Source organism: Burkholderia sp. BCC0044 (genome assembly GCF_902832955.1).
Lineage (GTDB): Bacteria > Pseudomonadota > Gammaproteobacteria > Burkholderiales > Burkholderiaceae > Burkholderia.
The window spans coordinates 115,639-138,600 of record NZ_CADFDO010000005.1 but is presented as its reverse complement, the minus strand read 5'-3'; the positions used below and the strand labels follow the sequence as shown (position 1 = coordinate 138,600).

Annotated in this window: 24 protein-coding genes; 16 read left to right on the top strand and 8 right to left on the bottom strand. The window is 67.9% G+C overall.

What is annotated here, in order from left to right:
* Positions 1 to 56 precede the first annotated feature (56 nt).
* Positions 57 to 593 (bottom strand): TlpA disulfide reductase family protein, encoded by a 537-nt coding sequence (locus tag HWX14_RS28630; RefSeq protein WP_050014745.1) that lies wholly within the window; start codon positions 591 to 593, stop codon positions 57 to 59.
* A 169-nt stretch (positions 594 to 762) separates the two neighbouring features.
* Here HWX14_RS28630 and HWX14_RS28625 point away from each other — a divergent pair, with 169 nt between their 5' ends.
* Positions 763 to 1,335: a hypothetical protein gene (locus HWX14_RS28625; RefSeq protein WP_175885695.1), complete on the top strand. Its 573-nt coding sequence runs from the start codon at positions 763 to 765 to the stop codon at positions 1,333 to 1,335.
* 333 nt (positions 1,336 to 1,668) lie between these two features.
* Here the strand turns inward: HWX14_RS28625 and HWX14_RS28620 are convergent, their stop codons facing one another.
* Positions 1,669 to 3,273, bottom strand: coding sequence for a YifB family Mg chelatase-like AAA ATPase (locus tag HWX14_RS28620; protein ID WP_175885694.1), 1,605 nt, complete (start codon positions 3,271 to 3,273; stop codon positions 1,669 to 1,671).
* Between the two features lie 273 nt (positions 3,274 to 3,546).
* Complete coding sequence (locus HWX14_RS28615) at positions 3,547 to 3,798, bottom strand: accessory factor UbiK family protein (RefSeq protein WP_006489451.1); 252 nt, start codon at positions 3,796 to 3,798, stop codon at positions 3,547 to 3,549.
* Positions 3,799 to 4,153: 355 nt separating this feature from the next.
* On the opposite strand from HWX14_RS28615, the gene HWX14_RS28610 reads away from it, so the two are divergent.
* The 7 genes from HWX14_RS28610 to ptsP all read left to right on the top strand — a co-directional run bounded on the left by HWX14_RS28610 (position 4,154) and on the right by ptsP (position 11,571).
* Positions 4,154 to 4,492, top strand: coding sequence for a P-II family nitrogen regulator (locus HWX14_RS28610; RefSeq protein ID WP_006398175.1), 339 nt, complete (start codon positions 4,154 to 4,156; stop codon positions 4,490 to 4,492).
* 37 nt (positions 4,493 to 4,529) lie between these two features.
* The gene (locus HWX14_RS28605) at positions 4,530 to 6,035 is read left to right on the top strand and encodes an ammonium transporter (RefSeq protein ID WP_175885693.1); all 1,506 of its coding nucleotides are present in this window, start codon (positions 4,530 to 4,532) and stop codon (positions 6,033 to 6,035) included.
* A 243-nt stretch (positions 6,036 to 6,278) separates the two neighbouring features.
* The gene (gshA, locus tag HWX14_RS28600) at positions 6,279 to 7,568 is read left to right on the top strand and encodes a glutamate--cysteine ligase (RefSeq protein ID WP_034208466.1); all 1,290 of its coding nucleotides are present in this window, start codon (positions 6,279 to 6,281) and stop codon (positions 7,566 to 7,568) included.
* Between the two features lie 27 nt (positions 7,569 to 7,595).
* Positions 7,596 to 8,552 carry a glutathione synthase gene (gene gshB, locus HWX14_RS28595; protein ID WP_175885692.1) on the top strand — a complete coding sequence of 319 codons (957 nt, stop codon included), beginning with the start codon at positions 7,596 to 7,598 and terminating at the stop codon, positions 8,550 to 8,552.
* 231 nt (positions 8,553 to 8,783) lie between these two features.
* Positions 8,784 to 9,254: a PTS fructose transporter subunit IIA gene (locus tag HWX14_RS28590; RefSeq protein WP_175885691.1), complete on the top strand. Its 471-nt coding sequence runs from the start codon at positions 8,784 to 8,786 to the stop codon at positions 9,252 to 9,254.
* Positions 9,255 to 9,327: 73 nt separating this feature from the next.
* Entirely contained in the window at positions 9,328 to 9,597 is a 270-nt protein-coding gene (locus HWX14_RS28585; RefSeq protein ID WP_006477716.1) for an HPr family phosphocarrier protein, read from the top strand.
* A gap of 201 nt (positions 9,598 to 9,798) precedes the next feature.
* Positions 9,799 to 11,571 (top strand): phosphoenolpyruvate--protein phosphotransferase, encoded by a 1,773-nt coding sequence (gene ptsP, locus HWX14_RS28580; protein ID WP_175885690.1) that lies wholly within the window; start codon positions 9,799 to 9,801, stop codon positions 11,569 to 11,571.
* A gap of 73 nt (positions 11,572 to 11,644) precedes the next feature.
* On the opposite strand, the gene moeB is transcribed toward ptsP, so the two are convergent.
* From moeB to gpmA, 3 genes are all read right to left on the bottom strand, one after another.
* Positions 11,645 to 12,397, bottom strand: coding sequence for a molybdopterin-synthase adenylyltransferase MoeB (moeB, locus tag HWX14_RS28575; protein ID WP_175885689.1), 753 nt, complete (start codon positions 12,395 to 12,397; stop codon positions 11,645 to 11,647).
* A 104-nt stretch (positions 12,398 to 12,501) separates the two neighbouring features.
* Positions 12,502 to 14,055 (bottom strand): S41 family peptidase, encoded by a 1,554-nt coding sequence (locus HWX14_RS28570; protein WP_175885688.1) that lies wholly within the window; start codon positions 14,053 to 14,055, stop codon positions 12,502 to 12,504.
* A 271-nt stretch (positions 14,056 to 14,326) separates the two neighbouring features.
* On the bottom strand, positions 14,327 to 15,073 hold the full coding sequence (gene gpmA / locus HWX14_RS28565; protein WP_175885687.1) for a 2,3-diphosphoglycerate-dependent phosphoglycerate mutase: 747 nt from the start codon (positions 15,071 to 15,073) through the stop codon (positions 14,327 to 14,329).
* A gap of 135 nt (positions 15,074 to 15,208) precedes the next feature.
* On the opposite strand from gpmA, the gene HWX14_RS28560 reads away from it, so the two are divergent.
* From HWX14_RS28560 to HWX14_RS28540, 5 genes are all read left to right on the top strand, one after another.
* Positions 15,209 to 15,631: a rhodanese-like domain-containing protein gene (locus tag HWX14_RS28560; protein WP_027785516.1), complete on the top strand. Its 423-nt coding sequence runs from the start codon at positions 15,209 to 15,211 to the stop codon at positions 15,629 to 15,631.
* Positions 15,628 to 15,888, top strand: coding sequence for a glutaredoxin 3 (gene grxC, locus HWX14_RS28555; protein ID WP_175885686.1), 261 nt, complete (start codon positions 15,628 to 15,630; stop codon positions 15,886 to 15,888). The genes HWX14_RS28560 and grxC overlap by 4 nt, the downstream gene beginning before the upstream one ends.
* A 107-nt stretch (positions 15,889 to 15,995) precedes the next feature.
* Complete coding sequence (gene secB, locus HWX14_RS28550; RefSeq protein ID WP_006481561.1) at positions 15,996 to 16,487, top strand: protein-export chaperone SecB; 492 nt, start codon at positions 15,996 to 15,998, stop codon at positions 16,485 to 16,487.
* A 25-nt stretch (positions 16,488 to 16,512) separates the two neighbouring features.
* The gene (locus tag HWX14_RS28545) at positions 16,513 to 17,511 is read left to right on the top strand and encodes an NAD(P)H-dependent glycerol-3-phosphate dehydrogenase (RefSeq protein WP_175885685.1); all 999 of its coding nucleotides are present in this window, start codon (positions 16,513 to 16,515) and stop codon (positions 17,509 to 17,511) included.
* 91 nt (positions 17,512 to 17,602) lie between these two features.
* Positions 17,603 to 18,127 (top strand): O-acetyl-ADP-ribose deacetylase, encoded by a 525-nt coding sequence (locus HWX14_RS28540; protein ID WP_175885684.1) that lies wholly within the window; start codon positions 17,603 to 17,605, stop codon positions 18,125 to 18,127.
* A gap of 34 nt (positions 18,128 to 18,161) precedes the next feature.
* Here the strand turns inward: HWX14_RS28540 and trmL are convergent, their stop codons facing one another.
* The gene (gene trmL / locus HWX14_RS28535; RefSeq protein WP_124452151.1) at positions 18,162 to 18,632 is read right to left on the bottom strand and encodes a tRNA (uridine(34)/cytosine(34)/5-carboxymethylaminomethyluridine(34)-2'-O)-methyltransferase TrmL; all 471 of its coding nucleotides are present in this window, start codon (positions 18,630 to 18,632) and stop codon (positions 18,162 to 18,164) included.
* Positions 18,633 to 18,732: 100 nt separating this feature from the next.
* A complete protein-coding gene (locus HWX14_RS28530) occupies positions 18,733 to 19,530 on the bottom strand; it encodes a phosphoribosyltransferase family protein (protein ID WP_175885683.1) in 798 nt (265 codons plus the stop codon).
* Positions 19,531 to 19,611: 81 nt separating this feature from the next.
* On the opposite strand from HWX14_RS28530, the gene HWX14_RS28525 reads away from it, so the two are divergent.
* From HWX14_RS28525 to coxB, 3 genes are all read left to right on the top strand, one after another.
* Positions 19,612 to 20,577, top strand: coding sequence for a methyltransferase domain-containing protein (locus tag HWX14_RS28525; RefSeq protein WP_175885682.1), 966 nt, complete (start codon positions 19,612 to 19,614; stop codon positions 20,575 to 20,577).
* A 195-nt stretch (positions 20,578 to 20,772) separates the two neighbouring features.
* Positions 20,773 to 21,297 (top strand): DUF2244 domain-containing protein, encoded by a 525-nt coding sequence (locus HWX14_RS28520; RefSeq protein ID WP_175885933.1) that lies wholly within the window; start codon positions 20,773 to 20,775, stop codon positions 21,295 to 21,297.
* A gap of 56 nt (positions 21,298 to 21,353) precedes the next feature.
* The gene (gene coxB, locus HWX14_RS28515; RefSeq protein ID WP_175885681.1) at positions 21,354 to 22,952 is read left to right on the top strand and encodes a cytochrome c oxidase subunit II; all 1,599 of its coding nucleotides are present in this window, start codon (positions 21,354 to 21,356) and stop codon (positions 22,950 to 22,952) included.
* Positions 22,953 to 22,962 lie beyond the last annotated feature (10 nt).

Genomic DNA, 22,962 nt, shown 5'->3' with positions numbered 1-22,962 from the left:
CGTCTGTTTGCCGAGAGGGCGCCGTGCGCGCCCCGTCGAATCCGATCCGGCGGCGCTCAGGCCGCGTTGCCGTCGAGCGCCTTCTTGAGCAGCGCGTCGAGTTCCGCGAACTGCGGCGCGCCGACGTAGCGCTTCAGGATCTTGCCGTCCTTGTCGACGACGAAGGTCGTCGGCGTGAGCTGCACGTTGCCGAACTGCTTCGCGACGCTGCCGTCGTCGAGCGCGACCTTGAACGGCAACTGGCGCGTCTGCGCATAGTTCGCGACGTACATCGGCGGATCGTAGTTCATCGCGACCGCGACGAATTCGAGCCCCTGACCCTTGAAGCGATTGTAGGTATCGACCATCTGCGGCATTTCCTGCATGCAGGTCGCGCAGCTCGTCGCCCAGAAGTTCACCAGATAGACCTTGCCCTTCAGGTCGCCGCCGGTCGAGACCTTCTGGCCCGACAGCAGCGTGAAGGTCGCGTCCGGCACGCTGGACTTGCCGTTGAACGCGAAGAAGCCGGCGACGGCGATCGCCGCGACGACGGCGGCCGCGACGAGGTAGCGCACGGGGCCGGTACTGCGGCGGGCGGGAGGCGTGGTGTTCATCTGGTGCTCTCGGAGTCGATGACGCGGATCGATGCAAAGGACGTCGAAATCGACGTCGAAAATTCGCGCTCATTTTAGCGCGAATGCGGCGCGCGCACCGGCGACGGCCACACATCCCGGGTGTCAGGTTCGGCGGATAATGGCCGTTTTGCCTGCCGCGATCCACGCCATGCCGAAGGAAGTCATCGATTCGTTACGCCCCCTTTTTCGCCCGCTGCGACACTTCGCCGCGCTGGCCTGCCTGAGCGCCACGCTGGCAGCGTGCTCGCCGTCGTACGACTGGCGCACGCTGCACAACGACGCCGGCTACACGATCGACCTGCCGGCGAAGCCGACCGTCGAGGAACAGCCGGTGGCGCTCGGCGGCACGTCGATGCCGATGCGGATGCAGGCCGCGCACGTCGATGGCGCGGTGTTCGCGGTCGGCACGCTGACGCTGCCCGACGACCGCGACGACACGCGTCGCGCGGCGCTCGACTTCCTGCGCGCGGGGCTGTCGCGCAACCTCGAAGGCGCGCCGCAGACGGCGTCGGTGCCCGTGCCGCTCGCGGCCGGCGGCGCGGTGAACGGGCTCGAGCTGCGTATCGCGGGGGCTGCCGCCGGCGGCGATCGCGCGCGCAAGACGATCGTCGCGCGGCTTGCCGCGCGCGGCCGGCACGCGTACCAGGCCGTCGTGATCGCCGACGGGCCGCTCGCGCAGGAGCAGCTCGACCAGTTTTTCGGCTCGTTCAAACTCGATTGACGACGGCCGGCGAGGGCGCTCTGACATGCAGCGACAACTGAAAGTTCATTCGCAGCTTTCGACGCTAATCGCCGGATTTTGCGAGGGTTTTTCGGCTATCCACAGCACATGTGGATAACTTTGTTGAAAAGTGTCGCGTATTTCCCGCAGAGCCGCGCCGGACGGCCTTCCGGCCCGTTTGGTCGCCCGTTCGACCTTTGAGAAAAATCAATCAAAACAACGGGATACGAATTCCGTCCGGCAAAGGCCGCGGCGAGCGGCGATGCGGGGCCGGATTAGTGGAATTGTGCATAAGTCAAGTCTTGACAGCCTGATTTTGTCCTCCCAAGGCGCTCACAGCGCCGTCAGCGCGCGCCGGTAGCGGATCGCCTCGGCGATCTGCGCGGCCGTCGGCAGCGGGTCGCCGGCCAGATCGGCGATCGTCCGCGCGACTTTCAGCACGCGGAAATACGCGCGCGCCGACCAGCCGAAGCGTTCGCCGGCCTCGCGCAGCAACCGCTCGCCTTCGTCGGTCGGCCGACACAGGTCGTCGGTTTCGCGGCCGCTCAGCATGTGATTCGTCTTGCCCTGCCGCGCCAGCTGCAGCGCACGTGCGTGTGCGACCCGGGCGGCCACCGCCGCGCTCGGCTCGCCGGGCGCCGTCGCGCGCGACGCGAGTTCGGCCGGCGACAGCGCGGGCAGGTCGATCTGGATGTCGATGCGGTCGAGCAGCGGCCCCGACAGCTTGCGCAGATAGCGGGCGGCCACGTCCGGCGAGCAGCGGCAGCGCCCGGACGGATCGCCGTGCCAGCCGCACGGGCACGGATTCATCGCGGCGATCAACTGGCACGCGGCGGGGAAGTCGGCCTGCTGGGCCGCGCGCGAGATCGTGATGCGGCCGGCTTCGAGCGGCTCGCGCAGCATTTCCAGCACGTGCCGGTCGAATTCCGGCAGTTCGTCGAGAAACAGCACGCCGAGGTGCGCGAGCGTGATTTCGCCCGGCTGCGGCGGATTGCGGCCGCCGACCAGCGCGGCGGCGCTCGACGAGTGATGCGGCGAACGGAACGGGCGGCGGCGCCACTGCGCGGGCGAGAAGCCGAGCCGGCTTGCGGACAGCAGCGCGGCCGAGGTCAGCGCCTCGTCGTCGGTCAGTGGCGGCAGCAGCCCGGCGAGGCGCGCGGCCAGCATCGACTTGCCGGCTCCGGGCGGGCCGACCATCAGCATGTGATGGCCGCCCGCGGCCGCGACTTCCAGCGCGCGCCGCGCGCCGCGCTGGCCGACGACGTCCGCGAGGTCGGGCGAGGCGGGCGCAGGCAGGCCGTCGAGACAGGGCGCCGCGACCGGCGCGAGCCGGCAGTCCGGCGCATCGGCGAGGTGCGCGCACAGCGCGGGGAGGTCGCGCGCACCGAATACGGTCACACCGGGCACCAGCGCTGCCTCGGCGGCGCTGTCGAGCGGCAGGTACAGCTCGGGCGGACGCGACGTCGCGGTGGAATCGCGCGCGGCGCCGGCATCCAGGTCCGCGCCACTGGCGAGGCCCGCGCCGGACGCCTCCGCGCGCCAATCCCGCGCGGCGCCGCACGCCATCGCGAACGCGCCGCGCATCGGCCGCAGCGCGCCCGTCAGCGACAGCTCGCCCGCGAATTCGCGGCCGGTCAGCGCGTCGGCCGGGATCTGGCCGTTCGCGGCGAGGATGCCGAGCGCGATCGGCAGGTCGAAGCGGCCCGATTCCTTCGGCAGGTCGGCCGGCGCGAGATTGACGGTGATGCGGCGCACCGGGAATTCGAAGCCGCAGTTCTGCAGCGCGGCGCGCACGCGCTCGCGGCTTTCGCGGACTTCGAGATCCGGCAGCCCGACGATCGAGAACGACGGCAATCCGTTGGCGAGATGGACTTCGACGGTGACGTCCGGCGCGCGGCCGGAAGCGGGCGCGCGACTGCGCACCACGGCGAGCGACATGGCGAGGCTCCTGCATGACGGGCGGACGACGGCCGTTCGGGCCGCATGCCGCGGGAATCGGAGAAATCGGTGCGCGCTTGCCGGCGTGGCGCGGGGAAAGAACGAGGTGTTGCGAACGACGAACAGCGAAGAGCGGAGGATGCTGCGAAGAACGATGAACAGCGAAGAGCGGAGGGTACAGCGAAGAACGACGGACGACGAAGCGCGGAGGAAGGTGGCGGGCGCGAGCCGCACGAGGCGGCCCGCGCCCGGACCTTGCAGCCGGGTGGGGCGTCAGGCCTGCGGGGCGGCGAGCTTCTGCTCGAGTTCCGCGACGCGCTTTTCGAGTTCCTCGAGGCGCACGCGGGTGCGGGCGAGCACCTGCGCCTGGGTGTCGAATTCCTCGCGCGTGACGAGATCGAGCTTCGAGAAGCCTTGCGACAGCATGGCCTTCACGTTGCGCTCGACGTCCTTGGCCGGCGAGTTTTTCAGCAAATCGCTGACGCGCGACTGCAGATCGTTGAAAACGTCGCTGGGTTGCTTCATGTGATTCCCCTTCCTTGCACAAAAATTGTGCATCTTCAGTTGCGTACGTGCCCATGATGCACGCATGACCGGAAATGGTGCGCGCGGGGCGCGAATTCCGGGCATGGCGCCCGCATGGGTGAATGGCCCGGCGATCCGGGACGTGCGTGCACTCTAGCAACGATCCTTTCGCCGCGCCAGCAAACCGGCCCATGTTGGCCATTCGGCCGGGCTTCCGCGCCTTACACCGCGGGATACGACCCCGTTCCGGAGCCCTTCGAGACGGTGTTCGGACCAACATGGCATGCGAGTTGCTGAGGAGAGTCCGTTACAACATTCCAACTCATTCGACGGGACAACCCAGCGAGAGGACTTCATGAAACTCATTACCGCAATCATCAAGCCGTTCAAGCTCGATGAGACGCGCGAGGCGCTGTCGGCGCTTGGCGTCTCCGGCATCACGGTGACGGAGGTGAAAGGGTTCGGGCGCCAGAAGGGGCACACCGAGCTGTACCGCGGCGCCGAATACGTGGTCGATTTCCTGCCGAAGATGAAGATCGAGGCGGCCGTGTCCGACGATCTCGTCGACCAGGCGGTGGAAGCGATCGAGCGGGCCGCGCGCACGGGCAAGATCGGCGACGGCAAGATCTTCGTCACGCCGATCGAACAAGTGATCCGGATTCGCACCGGGGAGACAGGCGCGGACGCGCTGTAACAGAACAGACAAGACAAGCGACAAGAGGAAACCCAAGATGCGCAAACTTCTGATGTCCCTGCTGATGGCCGGCTCGCTGATCGCGGCCGGTGTCGGCTCCGCGCTCGCGGACGACGCGGCGTCCGCCGCGGCGGCTTCCGCGCCCGCCGCCACCGCTTCCGACGCATCGGCTGCCGCCGCACCTGCTTCGGCGCCGGCCGCCGACGCATCCGCCACCGCCGCTGCCGCACCGGCTTCGGGCGCGACCGACGCATCGGCTGCCGCCGCCGCGTCCGCGCCGGCCGCCCCGGCTGCGCCCACCGCCCCGTTCTCGGTCGATTCGTCGAAGATCAGCGCGGGCGACACCGCGTGGATGCTGACGTCCACCGCGCTCGTGCTGTTCATGACGATCCCCGGCCTCGCGCTGTTCTACGCGGGCATGGTCCGCAAGAAGAACGTGCTGGCAACCGTGATGCAGAGCTTCGCGATCACCGCGGTGATCACGGTGCTGTGGACGGTGGTCGGCTACAGCCTCGCGTTCACGCCGGGCAACGGCTTCATCGGCGGCCTGTCGCGCGTGTTCCTGCACGGCATGAACTACATCAAGGGCGACAAGGCGACCACGCTGACCGTCAGCCACCTCGCATCGACGATTCCGGAATCGGTCTACTTCGTCTACCAGATGACGTTCGCGATCATCACGCCGGCACTGATCTGCGGCGCGTTCGCCGACCGGATGAAGTTCTCGGCGATGCTCGTGTTCATGACGCTCTGGTCGCTGATCGTCTATGTGCCGATCGCGCACATGGTGTGGGAACCGACCGGCTGGCTGTCGGCCGACGGCGTGCTCGACTTCGCGGGCGGCACGGTGGTGCACATCAACGCCGGTATCGCGGGCCTCGTGTCGTGCCTGGTGCTCGGCAAGCGCGTCGGCTACGGCCGTGAATCGATGGCGCCGCACAACCTGGTGCTGACGATGATCGGCGGCTCGATGCTGTGGGTCGGCTGGTTCGGCTTCAACGCGGGTTCGGCGGTTGCGGCCGACGGCCGTGCCGGCTTCGCGATGCTGACGACGCAAGTCGCCACCGCCTGCGCGGCGCTCGGCTGGATGTTCGCCGAGTGGATCGCGAAGGGCAAGCCGTCGGTGCTCGGCATCGTGTCGGGCGCGGTCGCGGGTCTCGTGGCGATCACGCCGGCAGCCGGCTTCGTCGGCGTGGCGGGCGCGCTCGTGATCGGTATCGCGGCGGGCGTGATCTGCTTCTGGTCGGCCACCTGGCTCAAGTCGAAGCTCGGCTACGACGATTCGCTCGACGCGTTCGGCGTGCACGGCATCGGCGGGATTCTCGGCGCATTGCTGACCGGCGTATTCGCGGTCAAGGACATCGGCGGCTTCGACGGCAGCCTGCTGCTGCAGGCGAAGGGCGTGCTGATCACGCTGGTCTACAGCGGCGTGCTGAGCTTCGTGCTGCTGAAGCTGATCGACCTGACGATCGGCCTGCGCGTGACCGAAGAGGAAGAGCGCGAAGGTCTCGACGTGATCCTGCACGGCGAGCACGTGGAATAACTCACACGAATCAATGGCGGGCCGCCGCGACGACGGCGCCCGCACCGAATGAGCGCAGCGACTTCGACCCGCCCACCCGGCGGGTTTTTTTTCTCCTGCCACCCGCTGCCGTAGCGGATAACCCTTCACGCTATCAGGTCAATAGCCGAAAACTTCCTCCATATCCTTGTGAAGCCGGGAACAATCCCCAAATGGGCAAGGCAATTGCTCTACAATCTTCATTCTCCCGCTCGCGAGTGATTCATGGTTCCCCACCTCGTTACCGCGTTGAACGGTCCGCTGCTCGAACTCGAGCAGAAGATCCTCGACGCGACGCCTGCGATCGAACGCTGGTTCAGGCTCGAATGGCAGGAACACACCCCGCCGTTCTATTGTTCGGTGGACCTGCGCAATGCCGGCTTCAAGCTGGCGCCCGTCGACGCGAACCTGTTTCCCGGCGCGTTCAACAATCTGCCGTCCGAAGTGCTGCCGCTCGCCGTGCAGGCCGCGATGGCCGCGATCGAGAAGATCTGCCCGGACGCGAAGAATCTGCTCGTGATTCCCGAGCTGCCGACCCGCAACGCGTTCTACCTGGAAAACGTCGCGCGCCTCGCGACGATCATGCGCCAGGCCGGCCTGAACGTGCGCTTCGGCTCGCTCGACCCGAGCATCACCGACATGACGCCGATCACGCTGGCCGACGGCCAGAAGATCGTGCTCGAGCCGCTCGAGCGTTCGCAGCGCCGTCTCGGCCTGAAGAATTTCGATCCGTGCTCGATCCTGCTGAACAACGACCTGTCGGCCGGCATCCCGGCCGTGCTGGAGAACCTGCACGAGCAATACCTGCTGCCGCCGCTGCACGCGGGCTGGGCCGTGCGCCGCAAGTCGACGCACTTCGCGTGCTACGACGACGTCGCGAAGAAGTTCGCGAAGATGGTCGGCGTCGATCCGTGGATGGTGAATCCGTATTTCGCGCACGTGGAAGGCGTCGACTGGCAGGCGCATGAAGGCGAGCAGGCGCTCGCCGACGCGATCGACGGCGTGCTGAAGAAGATCGCGCGCAAGTATCGCGAATACGGGATCAGCGAGAAGCCGTACGTCGTCGTGAAGGCCGACGCGGGCACCGCGGGCCGCGGCGTGATGACCGTGCACGACGCGGCCGAGATCGGCCGCATGACGAAGGCCGAGCGCGCGCAGATGGCCGAATCGAAGGCCGGCCTCGCGGTGCGCGACGTGATCGTGCAGGAAGGCGTCTACACGTTCGAGCGCGTCGGCGACGAAGTGGCCGAGCCGGTCGTGTACATGATCGACCGCTACGTGGTCGGCGGCTTCTACCGCACGCACGGCGGCCGCGAGCGCGACCAGAACCTGAACGCGCCCGGCATGCACTACGTGCCGCTCGGCTTCGAGCACACCGCGCTGCCGGATGCAGGCGCGAAGCCGGGCGCCGCGCCGCCGAACCGTTTCTACATGTACGGCGTCGTCGCGCGGCTGTCGCTGATCGCGTCGTCGATCGAACTCGAAAAGACCGACCCCGAAGCCATCCAGGTGTAACGGACCTTCGCTACGTACAGGACCCGCATGGACATTCTTTTTATCGCCGACCCGCTCGATCATTTCAAGATCTACAAGGATTCGACCTACGCGATGATGGCGGAGGCCGCCCGGCGCGGGCATGCGGTGTACGCGTGCGAACCGCGCCACCTCGCGTGGACGGGCTCGGCCGTCGAGGCCGACGTGCGGCGCATCACGTTCGTCGGCGAACTGGACGATCTGCATCGCGACACCTGGTTCGAAGCGGGCCCGGTCGACGCGCGCCGTCTCGAATCGTTCGGCGCGGTGCTGATGCGCAAGGATCCGCCGTTCGACATGGAATACGTGACGTCGACGTGGCTGCTCGAGCTGGCCGAGCGCGCCGGCGCACGCGTGTTCAACAAGGCGCAGTCGATCCGCGATCATTCGGAGAAGCTCGCGATCGGCGAGTTTCCGCAGTTCGTCGCGCCGACGCTCGTCACGCGCGACGCGAAGCGTCTGCGCGCGTTCCACGCCGAGCACGGCGACGTGATCCTGAAGCCGCTCGACGGGATGGGCGGGATGGGCGTGTTCCGCGTGAAGCCGGACGGCATGAACCTCGGTTCGATCGTCGAGATGCTGAGCCACGACGGCACGCGCTCGGTGATGGCGCAGAAGTTCATTCCCGAGATCAAGGCCGGCGACAAGCGCATCCTGCTGATCGGCGGCGAGCCGGTGCCGTATTCGCTCGCGCGGATTCCGCAGGGCAGCGAGGTGCGCGGCAATCTCGCCGCGGGCGGGCTCGGCGTCGCGCAGCCGCTGACGGCCCGCGATCGCGAGATCGCCGCGACGCTCGGGCCCGTGCTGGCGTCGCGCGGGCTGCTGCTGGTCGGCCTCGACGCGATCGGCGACTGGCTGACCGAGGTGAACGTCACGAGCCCGACGTGCTTCCGCGAGATCATGGAGCAGACGGGCTTCGACGTCGCAGCGATGTTCATCGACGCGCTGGAGCGGGCGGCCGCGTAGGCCGCCTCCCGCGCAACCCCGGCGGCGGCCGCGCAGGTCCCCCGTCGCCGGAGCGGCTTGACCGGCCTGCTACAATGCCCGCTTGCCCGGTGCCGTGATCGGCGCACCGAAGGCCCGGCGGTCGGGCCGACACTGTTGCAAGGCTGAACATGAAACGTTCCCCATACTCGCTACGCTCATTGCCCCGCCGCGGGGTATCGGCCCGCCAGGGGCGGCCGGGAGCGATCTGACATGGCCGGGATCCTGATCATCGCGCACGCGCCGCTCGCCACCGCGCTGCGGGACTGCATCGCGCACATCTACGGCGGCGTGCCCGCCCGCATCGGCTGTATCGACGTGATGGCCGACAGCGATCCGTCCCAGGTGATGGCGTTCGCGCACGCGGAACTCGCGCGGCTGCGCGAAGACAACGGCGTGGTCGTGCTGACCGACATGTACGGCGCGACGCCCGCGAACATCGCGGGCCAGCTCGCGAAGCTCGACAACGTGCGCGTGCTGGCCGGCGTGAACCTGCCGATGCTCGTGCGGGCCGTCTGCTACCGCACCGTGCCGCTCGACAAGCTGGTCGACAAGGCGCTGTCCGGCGGCGCGAAGGGCGTCCACGAGGTGTCGTCCGGCACGCCGCCGCCGCCGAGCGAAACCGGCTGCGGCCAGTGCGCGCCGATTCCGCCCGAACCGCAGCCGCGCACCGAATCGCACTGAGCCTGCGTTTTTCGTTTTAGACCGACCCGCCTGCGCGCGCCGCCGGCGGTCCCGACCGACCCGACCGAGAATCATGCTTCAACAAGAAACCACCATCGTCAATAAATTGGGGCTCCATGCGCGCGCATCGGCCAAGCTTACGCAACTGGCCGGCAACTTCCAGTCGGAAGTCTGGATGACACGCAACGGGCGCAAGATCAACGCGAAGAGCATCATGGGCGTGATGATGCTGGCGGCCGGCATCGGCAGCACCGTGACGATCGAGACCGAAGGGCCCGACGAGCGGGAAGCGATGGATGCGCTGCTGAAGCTGATCGCCGACAAGTTCGGCGAAGGCCAGTGAGCGCTGCGCGCGATCGTTGCCGTTTCCAGCCAGAATGCCGCGGATGTCGCGGCATTTTTTTCGTCGGAAGCATTGATGCGAAATGCGCAATGCTGCGCTGCATGCAGTCAGCAGGGAGTCGCGGAATTTATAATCGCTAACCGGGGTCATAAGCGCATCGCAGCAGTGTGCCGCGGCTTTACTTGTACAGAGGAGGTGCGCGTGTCCTTCACGCTGCAAGGCATTCCCGTCTCACGAGGTATCGCGATCGGGCGAGCGTATCTGATCGCGCCGGCGGCGCTCGACGTCGCCCATTACCTGATCGAGGCCAACCAGACCGACGCCGAAGTGGAGCGATTCCGCACGGCGCTCGACGTCGTCCGTCGCGAGCTCGAAGCGCTGCGCGCCGACCTGACCGACGACACGCCGAGCGAAGTCGGCGCATTCATCGACGTCCACACGATGATCCTGAGCGACGAGATGCTCGTGCAGGAAACCATCGACCTGATCCGCACGCGCCGCTACAACGTCGAATGGGCGCTGACCGAGCAGCTCGAACTGCTCACGCGCCACTTCGACGACATCGAGGACGAATACCTGCGCGAGCGCAAGGCCGACATCGAGCAGGTGGTCGAGCGCGTGCTGAAGGCGCTCGCCGGCGCGCCGTCCGCGTCGCAGGCGCTCGACCGCGCGGCCCGGAACGGCACGAACGAGATGATCGTGGTCGCGCACGACATCGCGCCGGCCGACATGATGCAGTTCAAGACGCAGTCGTTCCAGGCGTTCGTCACCGATCTCGGCGGGCGCACGTCGCACACGGCGATCGTCGCGCGCAGCCTCGGCATTCCGGCCGCGGTCGGCGTGCAGCATGCGAGTTCGCTGATCCGCCAGGACGACCTGATCATCGTCGACGGCGACCAGGGCATCGTGATCGTCGATCCGGCGCCGATCGTCCTCGAGGAATATTCGTACCGCCAGTCCGAGAAGCTGCTGGAGCAACGCAAGCTGCAGCGCCTGAAGTTCTCGCCGACGCAAACGCTGTGCGGCACGAAGATCGACCTGTACGCGAACATCGAGCTGCCCGACGACGCGAAGGCGGCCGTCGAGGCCGGCGCGGTCGGCGTCGGCCTGTTCCGCTCCGAGTTCCTGTTCATGCATCAGAAGCAGATGCCGGAAGAGGAGGAGCAGTTCGCCGCGTACAAGCGGGCCGTCGAATGGATGAAGGGCATGCCGGTGACGATCCGCACGATCGACGTCGGCGCCGACAAACCGCTCGAGGCGCTCGAAGAAGGCTACGAAACGGCGCCGAACCCGGCGCTCGGGCTGCGCGCGATCCGCTGGAGCCTGTCCGAGCCGCAGATGTTCCTCACGCAGTTGCGCGCGATCCTGCGCGCGTCCGTGTTCGGCCAGGTGAAGATCCTGATCCCGATGCTCGCGCACGCGCAGGAGATCGACCAGACGCTCGATCTGATCCGCGAGGCGAAGCGCCAGCTCGACGACGCGGGGCTTGCGTACGATCCGAACGTGCGTCTCGGCGCGATGATCGAGATCCCGGCCGCGGCGATCGCGCTGCCGCTGTTCCTGAAGCGCTTCGATTTCCTGTCGATCGGCACGAACGACCTGATCCAGTACACGCTCGCGATCGATCGCGCCGACAACGCGGTCGCGCACCTGTACGATCCGCTGCATCCGGCGGTGTTGCACCTGATCGCCTATACGCTGCGCGAAGCGAAGCGCGCGGGCGTGTCGGTGTCGGTGTGCGGGGAAATGGCCGGTGATCCGGCGCTCACGCGCCTGTTGCTCGGGATGGGGCTCACCGAGTTCTCGATGCACCCGAGCCAGTTGCTCGTCGTGAAGCAGGAGATCCTGCGCGCGCACCTGAAGGCGCTCGAGAAGCCGACGGCCGACGTGCTGGCGGCGTTCGAGCCCGAAGAAGTGCAGGCCGCGCTGCAGCGGCTGTCGGTCGCGGAGCCGCGGGCGGATGCGGCTGCTTAGGCGTTCTTGCCGCCGCTAACCTAACGGTAGCGAAGTGTCACGCCTGTGCGGTCCGGCGCATGCCCGTCGCGCGTCAGTGCCGGCCCCCGCACACGGGGCAGTCGGCCTGGCGCGCGATCTTCATCGTCGTCCATTCCATCCGCAGCGAATCGAGCATCATCAGCCGTCCGCTGAGCGTCTTGCCGATGCCGCCGATCACGCGCAGCGCCTCGGCCGCCTGCATCGCGCCGATGATCCCGACGGTCGGCGCGAACACGCCCATCGTCGAACACGCGACTTCCTCGAACGGCTGGTCTTCCGGGAACACGCACGCATAGCAGGGCGCGGCAGCGTCGCGGAAGTCGAACGTGCTGATCTGGCCGTCGAAGCGCAGCGCGGCGCCCGACACGAGCGGCACGCCGTGCGCGACGCACGCGCGGTTGATCGCGTGCCGCGTCGCGAAGTTGTCGGTGCAGTCGAGCACGACGCTCGCGTGCGGCACGTGCGTGTCGAGCCACGCATCGTCGACGCGCGCCGCGACCGCGTTCACCGTCACCTCGGGGTTCAGTTGCGCGAGCGTGTCGCGCCCCGATTCGACCTTGCTGCGGCCGACCGACGCCGTCACGTGCAGGATCTGCCGCTGCAGGTTCGTGAGGTCGACCGTATCGGCGTCGACGAGCGTGAGCGTGCCGACCCCCGAGGCCGCGAGATACATCGCGGCGGGCGAGCCGAGGCCGCCCGCGCCGACGACGATCGCATGCGCATCGAGAAAGCGCTGCTGAGCCTCGATGCCGATTTCGTCGACGAGGATGTGGCGGGAGTAGCGAAGGAGTTGATCGTCGTTCATGGGGAATCGTGAGCGAGGCGGGCGGACGTTCGTTATTTTAGGCGCGCATGAAAAACGGGCCATCGCGGTCTTCCCGCGATGGCCCGTTGGATGCCGCCCGGCGCTTACTGCGGCGCCGACGCGGGCTTCGGTGCGGTAGCCGGCTTCGCGGCGCTCGCGCCCGATGCCTTCGCCGCCGTGGCAGCCTTGGCGGCCGGGCCCTTCGTCGTGCTCTCGGCGAGCAGCGACTTCGATGCCTGGACCGGCTTGCCTTCGAGCTTGTTGAGCGCCTGCTGCATCATGAAGTCGTCGGCGCTGCCGAACTCGATCGGCTTGCGATCGCGATCCTTCTGGCGCTGCTCCGGCGTCTTCTTGTCGTTCTGCTCCTCGAGAATGCGCAGTTGATCCAGCCGGCGCTGCTCGCGCTCTTCCTGTTCCTTCTTCTCGTTCGGATCCTGCGTGTTCGCAAGGTGGTTCGTGTAGTCGACCTCGCGCGTCACGAGCACGTCGTCCGGATCGCCGTCCGCGTACTGATCGACCGGCACGTCCGGCGTGATGCCCTTGTTCTGGATCGAACGGCCGCTCGGCGTGTAGTAGTACGCGGTGGTCAGGCGCAGCGCGGTGTCGGCCGTCATCGGGCGGACCGTCTGCACCGAACCCTTGCCGAACGTCGTCTTGCCCATGATCTGCGCGCGCTTCGAATCCTGCAGCGCACCGGCGACGATTTCCGACGCGGACGCCGAATACGCGTTCGTCAGCACGATCATCGGCACGGTCTTGAAGACCGGCGGCAGGTTCTTCAGCGGATCGCCGTCGAAGGACGGCAGGCGATAGTTGTCGTACGTATCGCGGTAGACCTGCTTCGAATCGGGGATCTGGCCGTTGGTCGACACGACGACCGAGTCGGGCGGCAGGAACGCGCCGGCCACGCCGACCGCGCTCTGCAGCAGGCCGCCGCCGTTGTTGCGCAGGTCGAGGATCAGGCCCTTCAGGTTCGGCTGCTGGCGCGCGATGTCCTGCAGCTTCTGCGCGAGATCGGGCGTCGTGCGCTCCTGGAAGCTCGTGATGCGGACATACGCATAGCCCGGATCGAGCATCTTCATCTTCACGCTCTGGACCTTGATGATCGCGCGCGTGACGGTGACCGGGAACGTGCGGTCGTCGCTCTTGCGGAAGATCGTCAGCGTGACCTTGGTGCCCGGCTCGCCGCGCATCTGCTTGACGGCCTTGTCGAGCGTCATGCCGCGCACCGGCTTGTCGTTGATGCGCGTGATCAGGTCGCCCGGACGGATGCCGGCGCGGAACGCGGGGGTATCCTCGATCGGCGAGATCACCTTGACGAGGCCGTCTTCCTGCGAGATCTCGATGCCGAGGCCCGCGAAGCGGCCCTTCGTCTGCTCCTGCAGCTCGTCGTAGTCGGTCTTGTCGAGGAACGACGAGTGCGGATCGAGGCTCGACACCATGCCCTTGATCGCGGCCGTCAGCAGCTTCTTGTCGTCGACCGGTTCGACGTACTCGCGCTTGATCTGCCCGAATACTTCCGCGAACAGGCGGAGCTGGTCGAGGGGAAGCGGCGCCGTGGCGGTCTGCTCGGCCGATGCGGAAACCTGCAGCGTGGCGAACACGCCCGTGGCGAGGCCCGCGGCAATCAGGCCGATGTTCTTCAAATTCATTCGCATAGAGAGTCTGGTGCGGTCGGGAAGCGCGTGGCGGTAGCGGGGATGTAGCGGACAAGTATAACTGTTCGTCCGATTACTCAGTGGAACGGCGCGAAAAGCGTCGAAGCGGCCGCTGAGGGCCCGGCCGGGGCGCCGCCGGGCGCGCTGCGGGGTTCGAAAGCGGATTCGACCGCAGCAGGGCCGCGAAGGTTCGCGCGGCGTGCGGGTCGAGGCCGGGGCCCGGAGCCGGGCACGCCGCGCCGGAACGCGGCCTGCCCCGCCGCGCCGGGCGTCAGCCCGCCTTGCCCTGCTTCGCGACGGCGGCCTGCGCCTGCGCGATCGCGTCCGCGTCGCCGAGGTAGTAGTGCTTGATCGGCTTCAGGTGCTCGTCGAGTTCATACACGAGCGGCACGCCGTTCGGGATGTTCAGGCCGACGATGTCGCTGTCCGAGATGCCGTCGAGGTACTTGATCAACGCGCGCAGCGAGTTGCCGTGCGCGGCGATCAGCACCTGCTTGCCCGCACGGACGGCCGGCGCGATCGACTCGTTCCACAGCGGCAGCACGCGCGCGACCGTGTCCTTCAGGCATTCGGTGAGCGGCAGCTGTTCGCGCGGCACCTTCGCGTAGCGCGGATCGTTGAACGGCGCGCGCTCGTCGGTCGGCTCGAGCGCGGGCGGCGGCGTGTCGTAGCTGCGGCGCCACACGAGCACCTGCTCGTCGCCGAACTTCGCGGCCGTTTCCGCCTTGTTCAGGCCCGACAGCGCGCCGTAGTGGCGCTCGTTCAGGCGCCACGAGTGAACGACCGGCAGGTACATCAGGTCCATCTTGTCCTGCACGTGCCACAGCGTGCGGATCGCGCGCTTGAGCACCGACGTGTACGCGATGTCGAACGTGTAGCCGGCCTCCTTGAGCAGTTCGCCGGCCTGGTAGGCCTCGTTGCGACCCTGTTCGGTCAGGTCGACGTCGACCCAGCCGGTGAAGCGGTTTTCCTTGTTCCACGTCGATTCGCCGTGGCGGATGAGAACGAGTTTGTACATGGATCTTGCGGTCGGTAGTGAAGGGAAGCGGGGCGCGTCGCACGGGACCCGACCGGGGCCCGACATCGCGCAAGACGGTTATTTTATAATGGCGGGATTGTCCTCATCCGATTTCTCTTTTTCCGGCGGCATTCCGTGACGTTCTTTACCAATTACACGAACCTGGCCCTTATCGCGATCCTGGTGGTTTCCGGCGGCCTGCTGGCGTGGCCGGCCCTACGCCGCGGCCGCGGCGGCCTGTCTGCCGCGGAGGCGACGCAGCTCATCAACCGTCGCAACGCGGTCGTGATCGACGTGCGCGCGGCCTCCGATTTCGCCGCCGGCCACCTGCCGTCGGCGCGTCAGGTCGCGGCGGGCGAGATCGGCGCGAAAATTGCGCAGGTCGCGAAGAACAAGAGCACCCCGGTGCTGCTCGTCTGCCAGAACGGCCAGCAGTCGCAGAAGGCGGCGCGCGAGGTCGAGGCGGCGGGTTACGCCGAGGTGCACGTGCTCGAGGGCGGCGTGGCCGCCTGGCAGCAGGCCGGGATGCCGGTCGTCAAACAAGGAGTGGCGAAGTGAACAAGGTTTTGATGTACAGCACGCAGGTGTGTCCGTATTGCATGCAGGCCGAGCGCCTGCTGAAGCTGCGCGGCGTCGAGCAGATCGAGAAGGTGCTGATCGATCGCGATCCGGCCCGCCGCGACGAAATGATGACGCGCACGGGGCGCCGCACGGTGCCGCAGATCTACATCGGCGACACGCACGTCGGCGGCTACGACGATCTGTCGAAGCTCGACCGCGAAGGCGGCCTCGTGCCGCTTCTGCAAGCGGCCTGATTAGGGCAGAATGGCCGCCGGCCGCGCCGCGGCTTGGGCGCGCAGGATTCATCCGTGGCGGCCGGCGCACAGCCGGGCCGCCCCGTCACCACTTTTAGGGAAACACCATGTCCGACGTCGAAAACCAACCGTTCTTCAACATCCAGCGCGTCTACCTGAAGGATATGTCGCTCGAGCAGCCGAATTCGCCGGCGATCTTCCTCGAGCAGGACATGCCGTCGGTTGAAGTCGAAGTCGACGTCAAGGCCGACCGCCTCGCGGAAAGCGTGTTCGAAGTCGTCGTGTCGGGTACCGTCACCGCGAAGGTGAAGGACAAGGTCGCGTTCCTGATCGAAGCGAAGCAGGCCGGCATTTTCGACATCCGCAACATTCCGGACGAACAGCTCGACCCGCTCGTCGGCATCGCGTGCCCGACGATCCTGTTCCCGTACCTGCGTTCGAACATCGCCGACGCGATCACGCGCGCCGGTTTCCCGCCGATTCACCTCGCGGAAATCAACTTCCAGGCGCTGTACGAGCAGCGTCTCGCGCAGCTTCAGCAGCAGGCCGGTGCGGCAGGCGCACCGAACGGCGCGCCGAATGGCACGACGCTGAACTGACGTTGCGCTCGGACCGGTGCTGGGTATGAAAGTAGCCGTTCTCGGCGCCGGTGCATGGGGCACCGCGCTCGCGGGCCATCTGGCCGCGCGGCACGATACGCTTCTGTGGGCGCGCGACGCCGCGCTCATCGCCGGGCTGCAGGCCCGGCACGAAAATTCCCGCTATCTGGACGGCATTGCGCTGCCTGACGCGCTGCGCTACGACGCCGATCTCGGCGCCGCGCTCGCGCATGGCGCCGCGGACGACGCGCTGTGCGTGATCGCCGCGCCGGTGGCCGGGCTGCGCACGCTGTGTCACGCGATGCGCGACGCGGGCTGCGTGCCCGCGCACGTCGTCTGGGTCTGCAAGGGCTTCGAGGCCGACACGCATCTGCTGCCGCATCAGGTGATCGCGGCCGAGCTGCCCGAACAGCAGAGCAACGGCGTGCTGTCGGGCCCGAGTTTCGCGCGCGAGGTCGGACAGTCGCTGCCCGTCGCGTTGACGGTGGCGAGCGCGTCGGCCGAATGCCGCGAGCGTACGCTCGCCGCGTTCCATCACGGCGCGATGCGGATCTATACGGGCGACGACGTGGTCGGCGTCGAGGTCGGCGGCGCGGTGAAGAACGTGCTGGCGATCGCGACGGGCATTTCCGACGGCCTCGGCCTCGGGCTGAACGCGCGCGCCGCGCTGATCACGCGCGGCCTCGCCGAAATGTCGCGGCTCGGCGTGGTGCTCGGCGGCCGCGCGGAAACCTTCACGGGCCTCACGGGCCTCGGCGACCTGATCCTCACCGCGACGGGCGACCTGTCGCGCAACCGCACGGTCGGCCTGCAACTGGCGGCCGGCCGCACGCTGAACGACATCCTCGGCGCGCTCGGCCACGTGGCCGAAGGCGTGCGCTGCGCGCAGGCCGTGCTGGCGCTCGCGCACGCGCAGTCGATCGACATGCCGATCACGCAAGCCGTGTGCGGCGTGCTGTTCGACGGGATCGCGCCGCGCGACGCCGTCAGCGGCTTGCTGCGGCGCGACGCGCGCGCCGAGTAGTACGGCTGGCGCCGCCCGGCACGGTTGCGCCGGGCGCGCGGCGCCAAAGCGGACTACGCTTGAACAGTCTCCGGCGTTCCGCGAGGTTGTCATGCTGCAGATCCATTCCACCACGCTCGATGCGCAACTCGTCGACATCACGACGCTCGACGTCGATGCGATCGTCAACGCGGCGAACGGCTCGCTGCTCGGCGGGGGCGGCGTCGACGGCGCGATCCACCGCGCGGCCGGCCCCGGCCTGCTCGCCGAGTGCCGCACGCTCGGCGGCTGCGACACCGGCGACGCGAAGCTCACGCGCGGCCACGGGTTACCGGCGCGCTATGTGATCCATGCGGTCGGGCCGGTCTGGTACGGCGGGGCGCGCGGCGAGGCCGACCTGCTCGCGTCGTGCTACCGGCGCGCGATCGAGCTGGCCGAGGAAGTCGCCGCGACGTCGATCGCGTTTCCGGCGATCAGTTGCGGTATCTACCGCTATCCGGCGCAAGAGGCCGTCGACATCGCGGTCGGCACCGTCGCCGAAATGCTGGCGCAGGCACCGAGCCTCGCACGCGTGGTGTTCGCGTGCTTTTCCCCCGACATTTACGACCTGTACCGCGCGCGGCTCGCGCGAACCTGACGCGTTGCGCGCCGCGGGTCGCCTCCGGCGCGCGTCAGGCGCCGCCTTCGAAGCCGGCCTGACGCCACGCCTCGAACACGACCACCGCGACCGTGTTCGACAGGTTCAGGCTGCGGTTGTCCGGCCGCATCGGCAGCCGCACGCGCTGTTCGTTCGGGAAGCGTTCGAGCAGCTCGGCCGGCAGGCCGCGCGTTTCCGAGCCGAACACGAACCAGTCGCCGGGCAGGAACGCGTGGTCGTGGAAGCGGCCCGAGCCGCGCGTCGTGAACGCGAACATCCGCGCGGGATCGGGCGCTTCGGACGCGACGAACGCGTCCCAGTCGCGGTGCACGCGCATCTGCGCATACTCGTGATAGTCGAGGCCGGCGCGGCGCATCCGCGCGTCGTCGAGCGGAAAGCCGAGCGGCTCGATCAGGTGCAGGTGCGCGCCGGTGTTCGCGCACAGGCGGATCACGTTGCCGGTGTTCGGCGGAATTTCGGGGGCGACGAGGACGACGTTGAACATGTTTCGGTTTGGCTGGGGCGGCCGGAGCGGCGCAACGCGCGCGTGCATCCGGCCGGCCGGTTCGTGACGGCCGCACGCGGGCGTGCCGGCCTCTCTCTAATTAATCCCTGGCGGTGCGCAGCGCAACCAGATTCGTCACGCGCGCCGCGCCCGCCGCCTTCAGCGCCTGCGCGGCCGCCGCGAGCGTCGCGCCGGACGTCATCACGTCGTCGACGAGCGCGATGTGGCGGCCGGCGACGCCGCCTGCCACCGCGAAAGCCGCCATCACGTTGTCGCGCCGCGCGTGCCGGTCGAGCCGCGACTGCGGCGCGGTGTCGGCGACGCGCGCGAGCAAGGCCGCGTCCGCCGGCACGCCGAGCCGGCGCGCGAGCGGACGCGCGATCGCCCATGCCTGGTTGTAGCCGCGCGCGACGAGCCGCCGGTGCGACAGCGGCACCGGCGCGACGAGGTCGAAGCCGCTCGCGCCGCGCGTGTCGTCGGCCAGCCGTGCGAGCCGCGCCGCGAATTCGCCGCCGAGCGCGAGCCGCGCATGAAACTTCAGCCCGCGCGCGAGCCCGTCGAGCGGCGCGCGGTAATCGGCGAGCGCGAGCGTGGCATCGAACGGCGGCGGTTCGGTGCGGCACGTTTCGCACCGGTACGCGGCCGCGCGGGCGGCGCCGCTGCGACTGCCGCCGCGTGACCGCGCGTGCCCGACGCCGAGCGGCACCGCGCAGACCTCGCAGCGCAGCCGCGCTTCATTCCAGTACGCGGCATCGCAGGCGCCGCAAATCACCGCGTGTGACAAATTGCCGCACAGCGCGCAGCGATTCGGCAACGTGGCCGCGGCAACGCGCCCGGCCAGCGTTCGAACCTGCGACAAAACGACGCGCAACGTGCGCTCGGCGGAAACTCGGACCATCGCAACACTCCTGGCACGCCGCCTCAATGAAGCTTGCGAGGCGAGCGAGTATACTTCGGGCTCTTCGCCAGTGTGCCCGACATGTCCCCAGCTTCGACTTCAACCGGCCGTCCGGCCAATGACACCAGGCGCCTGCGGCGGATCTTCGATCGCCGTGCCGCCACGTTCGATGCGGTTGCGTTCCTGCCGCGCGAGATCGCGCAGCGGATGAACGAGCGCCTCGAATACATCAAGGTGAGCCCCGCGGCCGTGCTCGATGCGGGCTGCGGCCCGGGCGACGACCTGCCGGCGCTGCGCGCGCGCTTTCCGGAAGCGCCGGTGTTCGGCGTGGACCTGTCCGGCGCGATGCTCGCGCGGGCCGGTCAGCGCGAGGTCGAGCAGACCACCTGGCGCCGCTGGCTGCCGGCGTCGCTCGGCCGGGCGCTGGGCCAGCGCGGCCCGCGCGTCGCGCAGGCCGATTTCGCCGCGCTGCCGTTCCCGGGCGGCGCGTTCGACCTGATCTGGTCGAATCTCGCGCTCCACTGGCATTCGCGTCCCGATACCGTCTTTCCCGAATGGCAGCGCGTGCTGCGCGTAAACGGCCTGCTGATGTTCAGCACGCTCGGCCCCGACACGCTGCGCGAGCTGCGCGCGGCCTGCGTGGACGCCGAAGCGGCGCTCGGCATCGCGCCGCCCGCCGCGCGCGTGATCGATTTCGTCGACATGCACGACCTCGGCGACATGCTCGTCGAGAGCGGCTTCGAGATTCCGGTGATGGACCAGGAAGTGCTGACCGTCACCTACAAGACCCCCGATTCCCTGCTGGCCGACGTGCGCCGTTGGGGCGCCTATCCGTTCGAGCGCACGGCGCCGCAGCACGCGACGCGGCGCTTTCGCGCGGCGCTCGGCGACGCGCTGGACGCGCGCCGGCGCGAGGACGGCACGATTCCGCTCACCTTCGAGGTGATCTACGGCCACGCGTGGAAGGCCGTGCCGCGCACGACCGCGGAAGGGCACGGGATCGTGCGCATCGAGGACATCGGCAAGGGGCGTCCGAAGAATCGGTAAAGCGGTAAAGAGGGGTTTTGTTATGTCTGAAATTAGCGGCGCAAAGCGGGGTCGAATTGGCGGCAAAAACGGCCGGAAAGCTTGTCGCGCTTGGCTTGGCGGGCGATAGGCGCTTGCTTGTGGATGCCATTGAACCCGCCTATAATGCGTCAGCTTGTCGTCCCGGGGTCCCCGCAATACGGGGCGACGAGTCCGATGCAGGCATGCATCGCATGCCATTCGCGTGAGGCGGCGATGGAAGCAGCGAGCGTTTTGGCGGAGACGGCGAACGGCGAACCGGTCCTCGAAGACTGGCTGATGAAACGCAACTGTTCGGTGTCGCCACGCCAGTTCGTGCTGTTTTACGCGTCGCTCGCGGGCTTCTCGCTGGCGATCGCGGCGTTGCTGATGTGGAGAGGGGCCTGGCTCGTCATGCCCTTCACCGGCATCGAGTTGCTGGCGGTGGGTGTCGCATTTGCGATCTATGCTCGTCATGCGGTCGATTACGAGCGCATCAGGCTGTTTCCGCACCGGCTCGTGATCGAGCGGATGGATGCGGAGCGGCTCACGCAGATCGAATTCAACCCGCGCTGGGTGCGGGTCGAGCCGGGTGCGACGCCACGCGATCCGATTCGGCTGGTATCGCGCGGGCAGACCGTCGTAATCGGGCAGCATCTCGCGCAGTACAAGCGCGCGCAGTTCGCCGACGAACTGCGCGTGTCGCTCAGGCGCTGCGGCTGACGAGGCGCAGTCATCGGCCGGAACAGGCCGGCGGCTTGCGACGGGGGAGGGTTTGAATGGAAATTTTGGGTAAGGATGCTATGAAAACAATCAAGCGAGCCCTCGCGGGCGTGCTGGCATGCAGCGGATTGCTCTTTGCCGGTGCGGCCCTGGCGGTCGGTGATAGCCCGGGCGGCCCCCGTGTCAACGAGATCAACTTTCAGCCGCCTGTCACGAAGATCGCCGAGGAGCTCTACGATCTCCACACGATGATGCTGATCCTGTGTACGGTGATCTTCGTCGGCGTGTTCGGCGTGATGTTCTATTCGATCTTCGCGCACCGCAAATCCAAGGGCCACAAGGCCGCCAATTTCCATGAAAGCACGACCGTCGAGATCATCTGGACGATCGTGCCGTTCGTCATCGTCGTGCTGATGGCGCTGCCGGCGACGAAGGCCGTCGTCGCGATGAAGGACACGACGAACGCCGATCTCACGATCAAGGTCACCGGCTACCAGTGGAAGTGGGGCTACGACTACGTGAAGGGCCCGGGCGAGGGCATCGGCTTCCTGTCGACGCTGACCACCCCGCGCGACGAAGTGATGGGCAAGAAGCCGATCACCGACACCTATCTGCAGGAAGTCGACAACCCGCTCGTCGTGCCGGTCAACAAGAAGATCCGCATCATCACGACCGCGAACGACGTCGTCCACTCGTGGTACGTGCCCGCGTTCGGCGTGAAGCAGGATGCGATCCCCGGCTTCGTGCGCGACACGTGGTTCAAGGCCGACAAGGTCGGCACGTTCCGCGGTTTCTGTACCGAGCTGTGCGGCAAGGAACACGCGTACATGCCGGTCGTGGTCGAAGTCCTGTCGGACGACGACTACGCGAAGTGGGTCACCGCGCAGAAGGCCAAGCTGGCCAGCGCAGCGGTCGATCCGAACAAGGTCTACACGATGGCCGAACTCGTCGCGCACGGCGAGGAAGTCTACAAGGCGAACTGCGCGGCCTGCCACCAGGTGAACGGCAAGGGCCTCGGCGCATTCCCGGCGATGGACGGCAGCCCGATCGTGAACGGCCCGATCGCCGCGCACGTCGAGCGCGTGCTGCACGGCAAGGGCGCGATGCCGTCGTGGGCGTCGCTGTCGGACCTCGACATCGCTTCGGTCGTCACGTACGAACGCAACTCGTGGGGCAACCACAAGAACGACCTGCTGCAGCCGAAGCAAGTGGCTGACGCACGCAACGGCAAGCTGCCGGAAGACACGGCGGGCGCGGCAACGGCAGCGGCACCGGCGGAAGCGGCTTCGGCACCGGCGCAAGCCGCGTCGGGCGCCGAGCAGCCGGCGGCAGCGGCATCGGCCGCGCTGTCGACGATCTACTTCGAGACGGGCAAGAGCGTGCTGCCGGCCGACGCGAAGGCGGCGATCGCCGCCGCGGCCGACTATGCGAAGGCGCATCCGGACGCGAAGCTCGCGCTGTCGGGCTTCACCGACAAGACGGGCTCGGCCGACGCGAACGCCGAACTGGCGAAGCATCGCGCGCAGGCCGTGCGCGATGCGCTGAAGGCAGCAGGCGTGGCGGAAGACCACATTATTCTCAAAAAGCCGGAAACGATCACGGGCGGGGCTGACGCGAAGGAAGCCCGGCGTGTCGAGATCGGCCCGGCGGCTTGACGTGTCGCTG

Coding starts and splice junctions, on each gene's coding strand:
- gpmA (WP_175885687.1), bottom strand. CDS start 15,073: ATGTACAAACTCGTTCTCATCCGCCACGGCGAATCGACGTGGAACAAG.
- secB (WP_006481561.1), top strand. CDS start 15,996: ATGTCCGACGTCGAAAACCAACCGTTCTTCAACATCCAGCGCGTCTAC.
- HWX14_RS28530 (WP_175885683.1), bottom strand. CDS start 19,530: ATGGTCCGAGTTTCCGCCGAGCGCACGTTGCGCGTCGTTTTGTCGCAG.
- trmL (WP_124452151.1), bottom strand. CDS start 18,632: ATGTTCAACGTCGTCCTCGTCGCCCCCGAAATTCCGCCGAACACCGGC.
- HWX14_RS28625 (WP_175885695.1), top strand. CDS start 763: ATGCCGAAGGAAGTCATCGATTCGTTACGCCCCCTTTTTCGCCCGCTG.
- coxB (WP_175885681.1), top strand. CDS start 21,354: ATGGAAATTTTGGGTAAGGATGCTATGAAAACAATCAAGCGAGCCCTC.
- HWX14_RS28630 (WP_050014745.1), bottom strand. CDS start 593: ATGAACACCACGCCTCCCGCCCGCCGCAGTACCGGCCCCGTGCGCTAC.
- moeB (WP_175885689.1), bottom strand. CDS start 12,397: ATGAACGACGATCAACTCCTTCGCTACTCCCGCCACATCCTCGTCGAC.
- HWX14_RS28620 (WP_175885694.1), bottom strand. CDS start 3,273: ATGTCGCTCGCCGTGGTGCGCAGTCGCGCGCCCGCTTCCGGCCGCGCG.
- HWX14_RS28540 (WP_175885684.1), top strand. CDS start 17,603: ATGCTGCAGATCCATTCCACCACGCTCGATGCGCAACTCGTCGACATC.
- HWX14_RS28525 (WP_175885682.1), top strand. CDS start 19,612: ATGTCCCCAGCTTCGACTTCAACCGGCCGTCCGGCCAATGACACCAGG.
- gshA (WP_034208466.1), top strand. CDS start 6,279: ATGGTTCCCCACCTCGTTACCGCGTTGAACGGTCCGCTGCTCGAACTC.
- HWX14_RS28570 (WP_175885688.1), bottom strand. CDS start 14,055: ATGCGAATGAATTTGAAGAACATCGGCCTGATTGCCGCGGGCCTCGCC.
- HWX14_RS28610 (WP_006398175.1), top strand. CDS start 4,154: ATGAAACTCATTACCGCAATCATCAAGCCGTTCAAGCTCGATGAGACG.
- HWX14_RS28520 (WP_175885933.1), top strand. CDS start 20,773: ATGCAGGCATGCATCGCATGCCATTCGCGTGAGGCGGCGATGGAAGCA.
- HWX14_RS28590 (WP_175885691.1), top strand. CDS start 8,784: ATGGCCGGGATCCTGATCATCGCGCACGCGCCGCTCGCCACCGCGCTG.
- HWX14_RS28545 (WP_175885685.1), top strand. CDS start 16,513: ATGAAAGTAGCCGTTCTCGGCGCCGGTGCATGGGGCACCGCGCTCGCG.
- gshB (WP_175885692.1), top strand. CDS start 7,596: ATGGACATTCTTTTTATCGCCGACCCGCTCGATCATTTCAAGATCTAC.
- HWX14_RS28605 (WP_175885693.1), top strand. CDS start 4,530: ATGCGCAAACTTCTGATGTCCCTGCTGATGGCCGGCTCGCTGATCGCG.
- HWX14_RS28585 (WP_006477716.1), top strand. CDS start 9,328: ATGCTTCAACAAGAAACCACCATCGTCAATAAATTGGGGCTCCATGCG.
- HWX14_RS28615 (WP_006489451.1), bottom strand. CDS start 3,798: ATGAAGCAACCCAGCGACGTTTTCAACGATCTGCAGTCGCGCGTCAGC.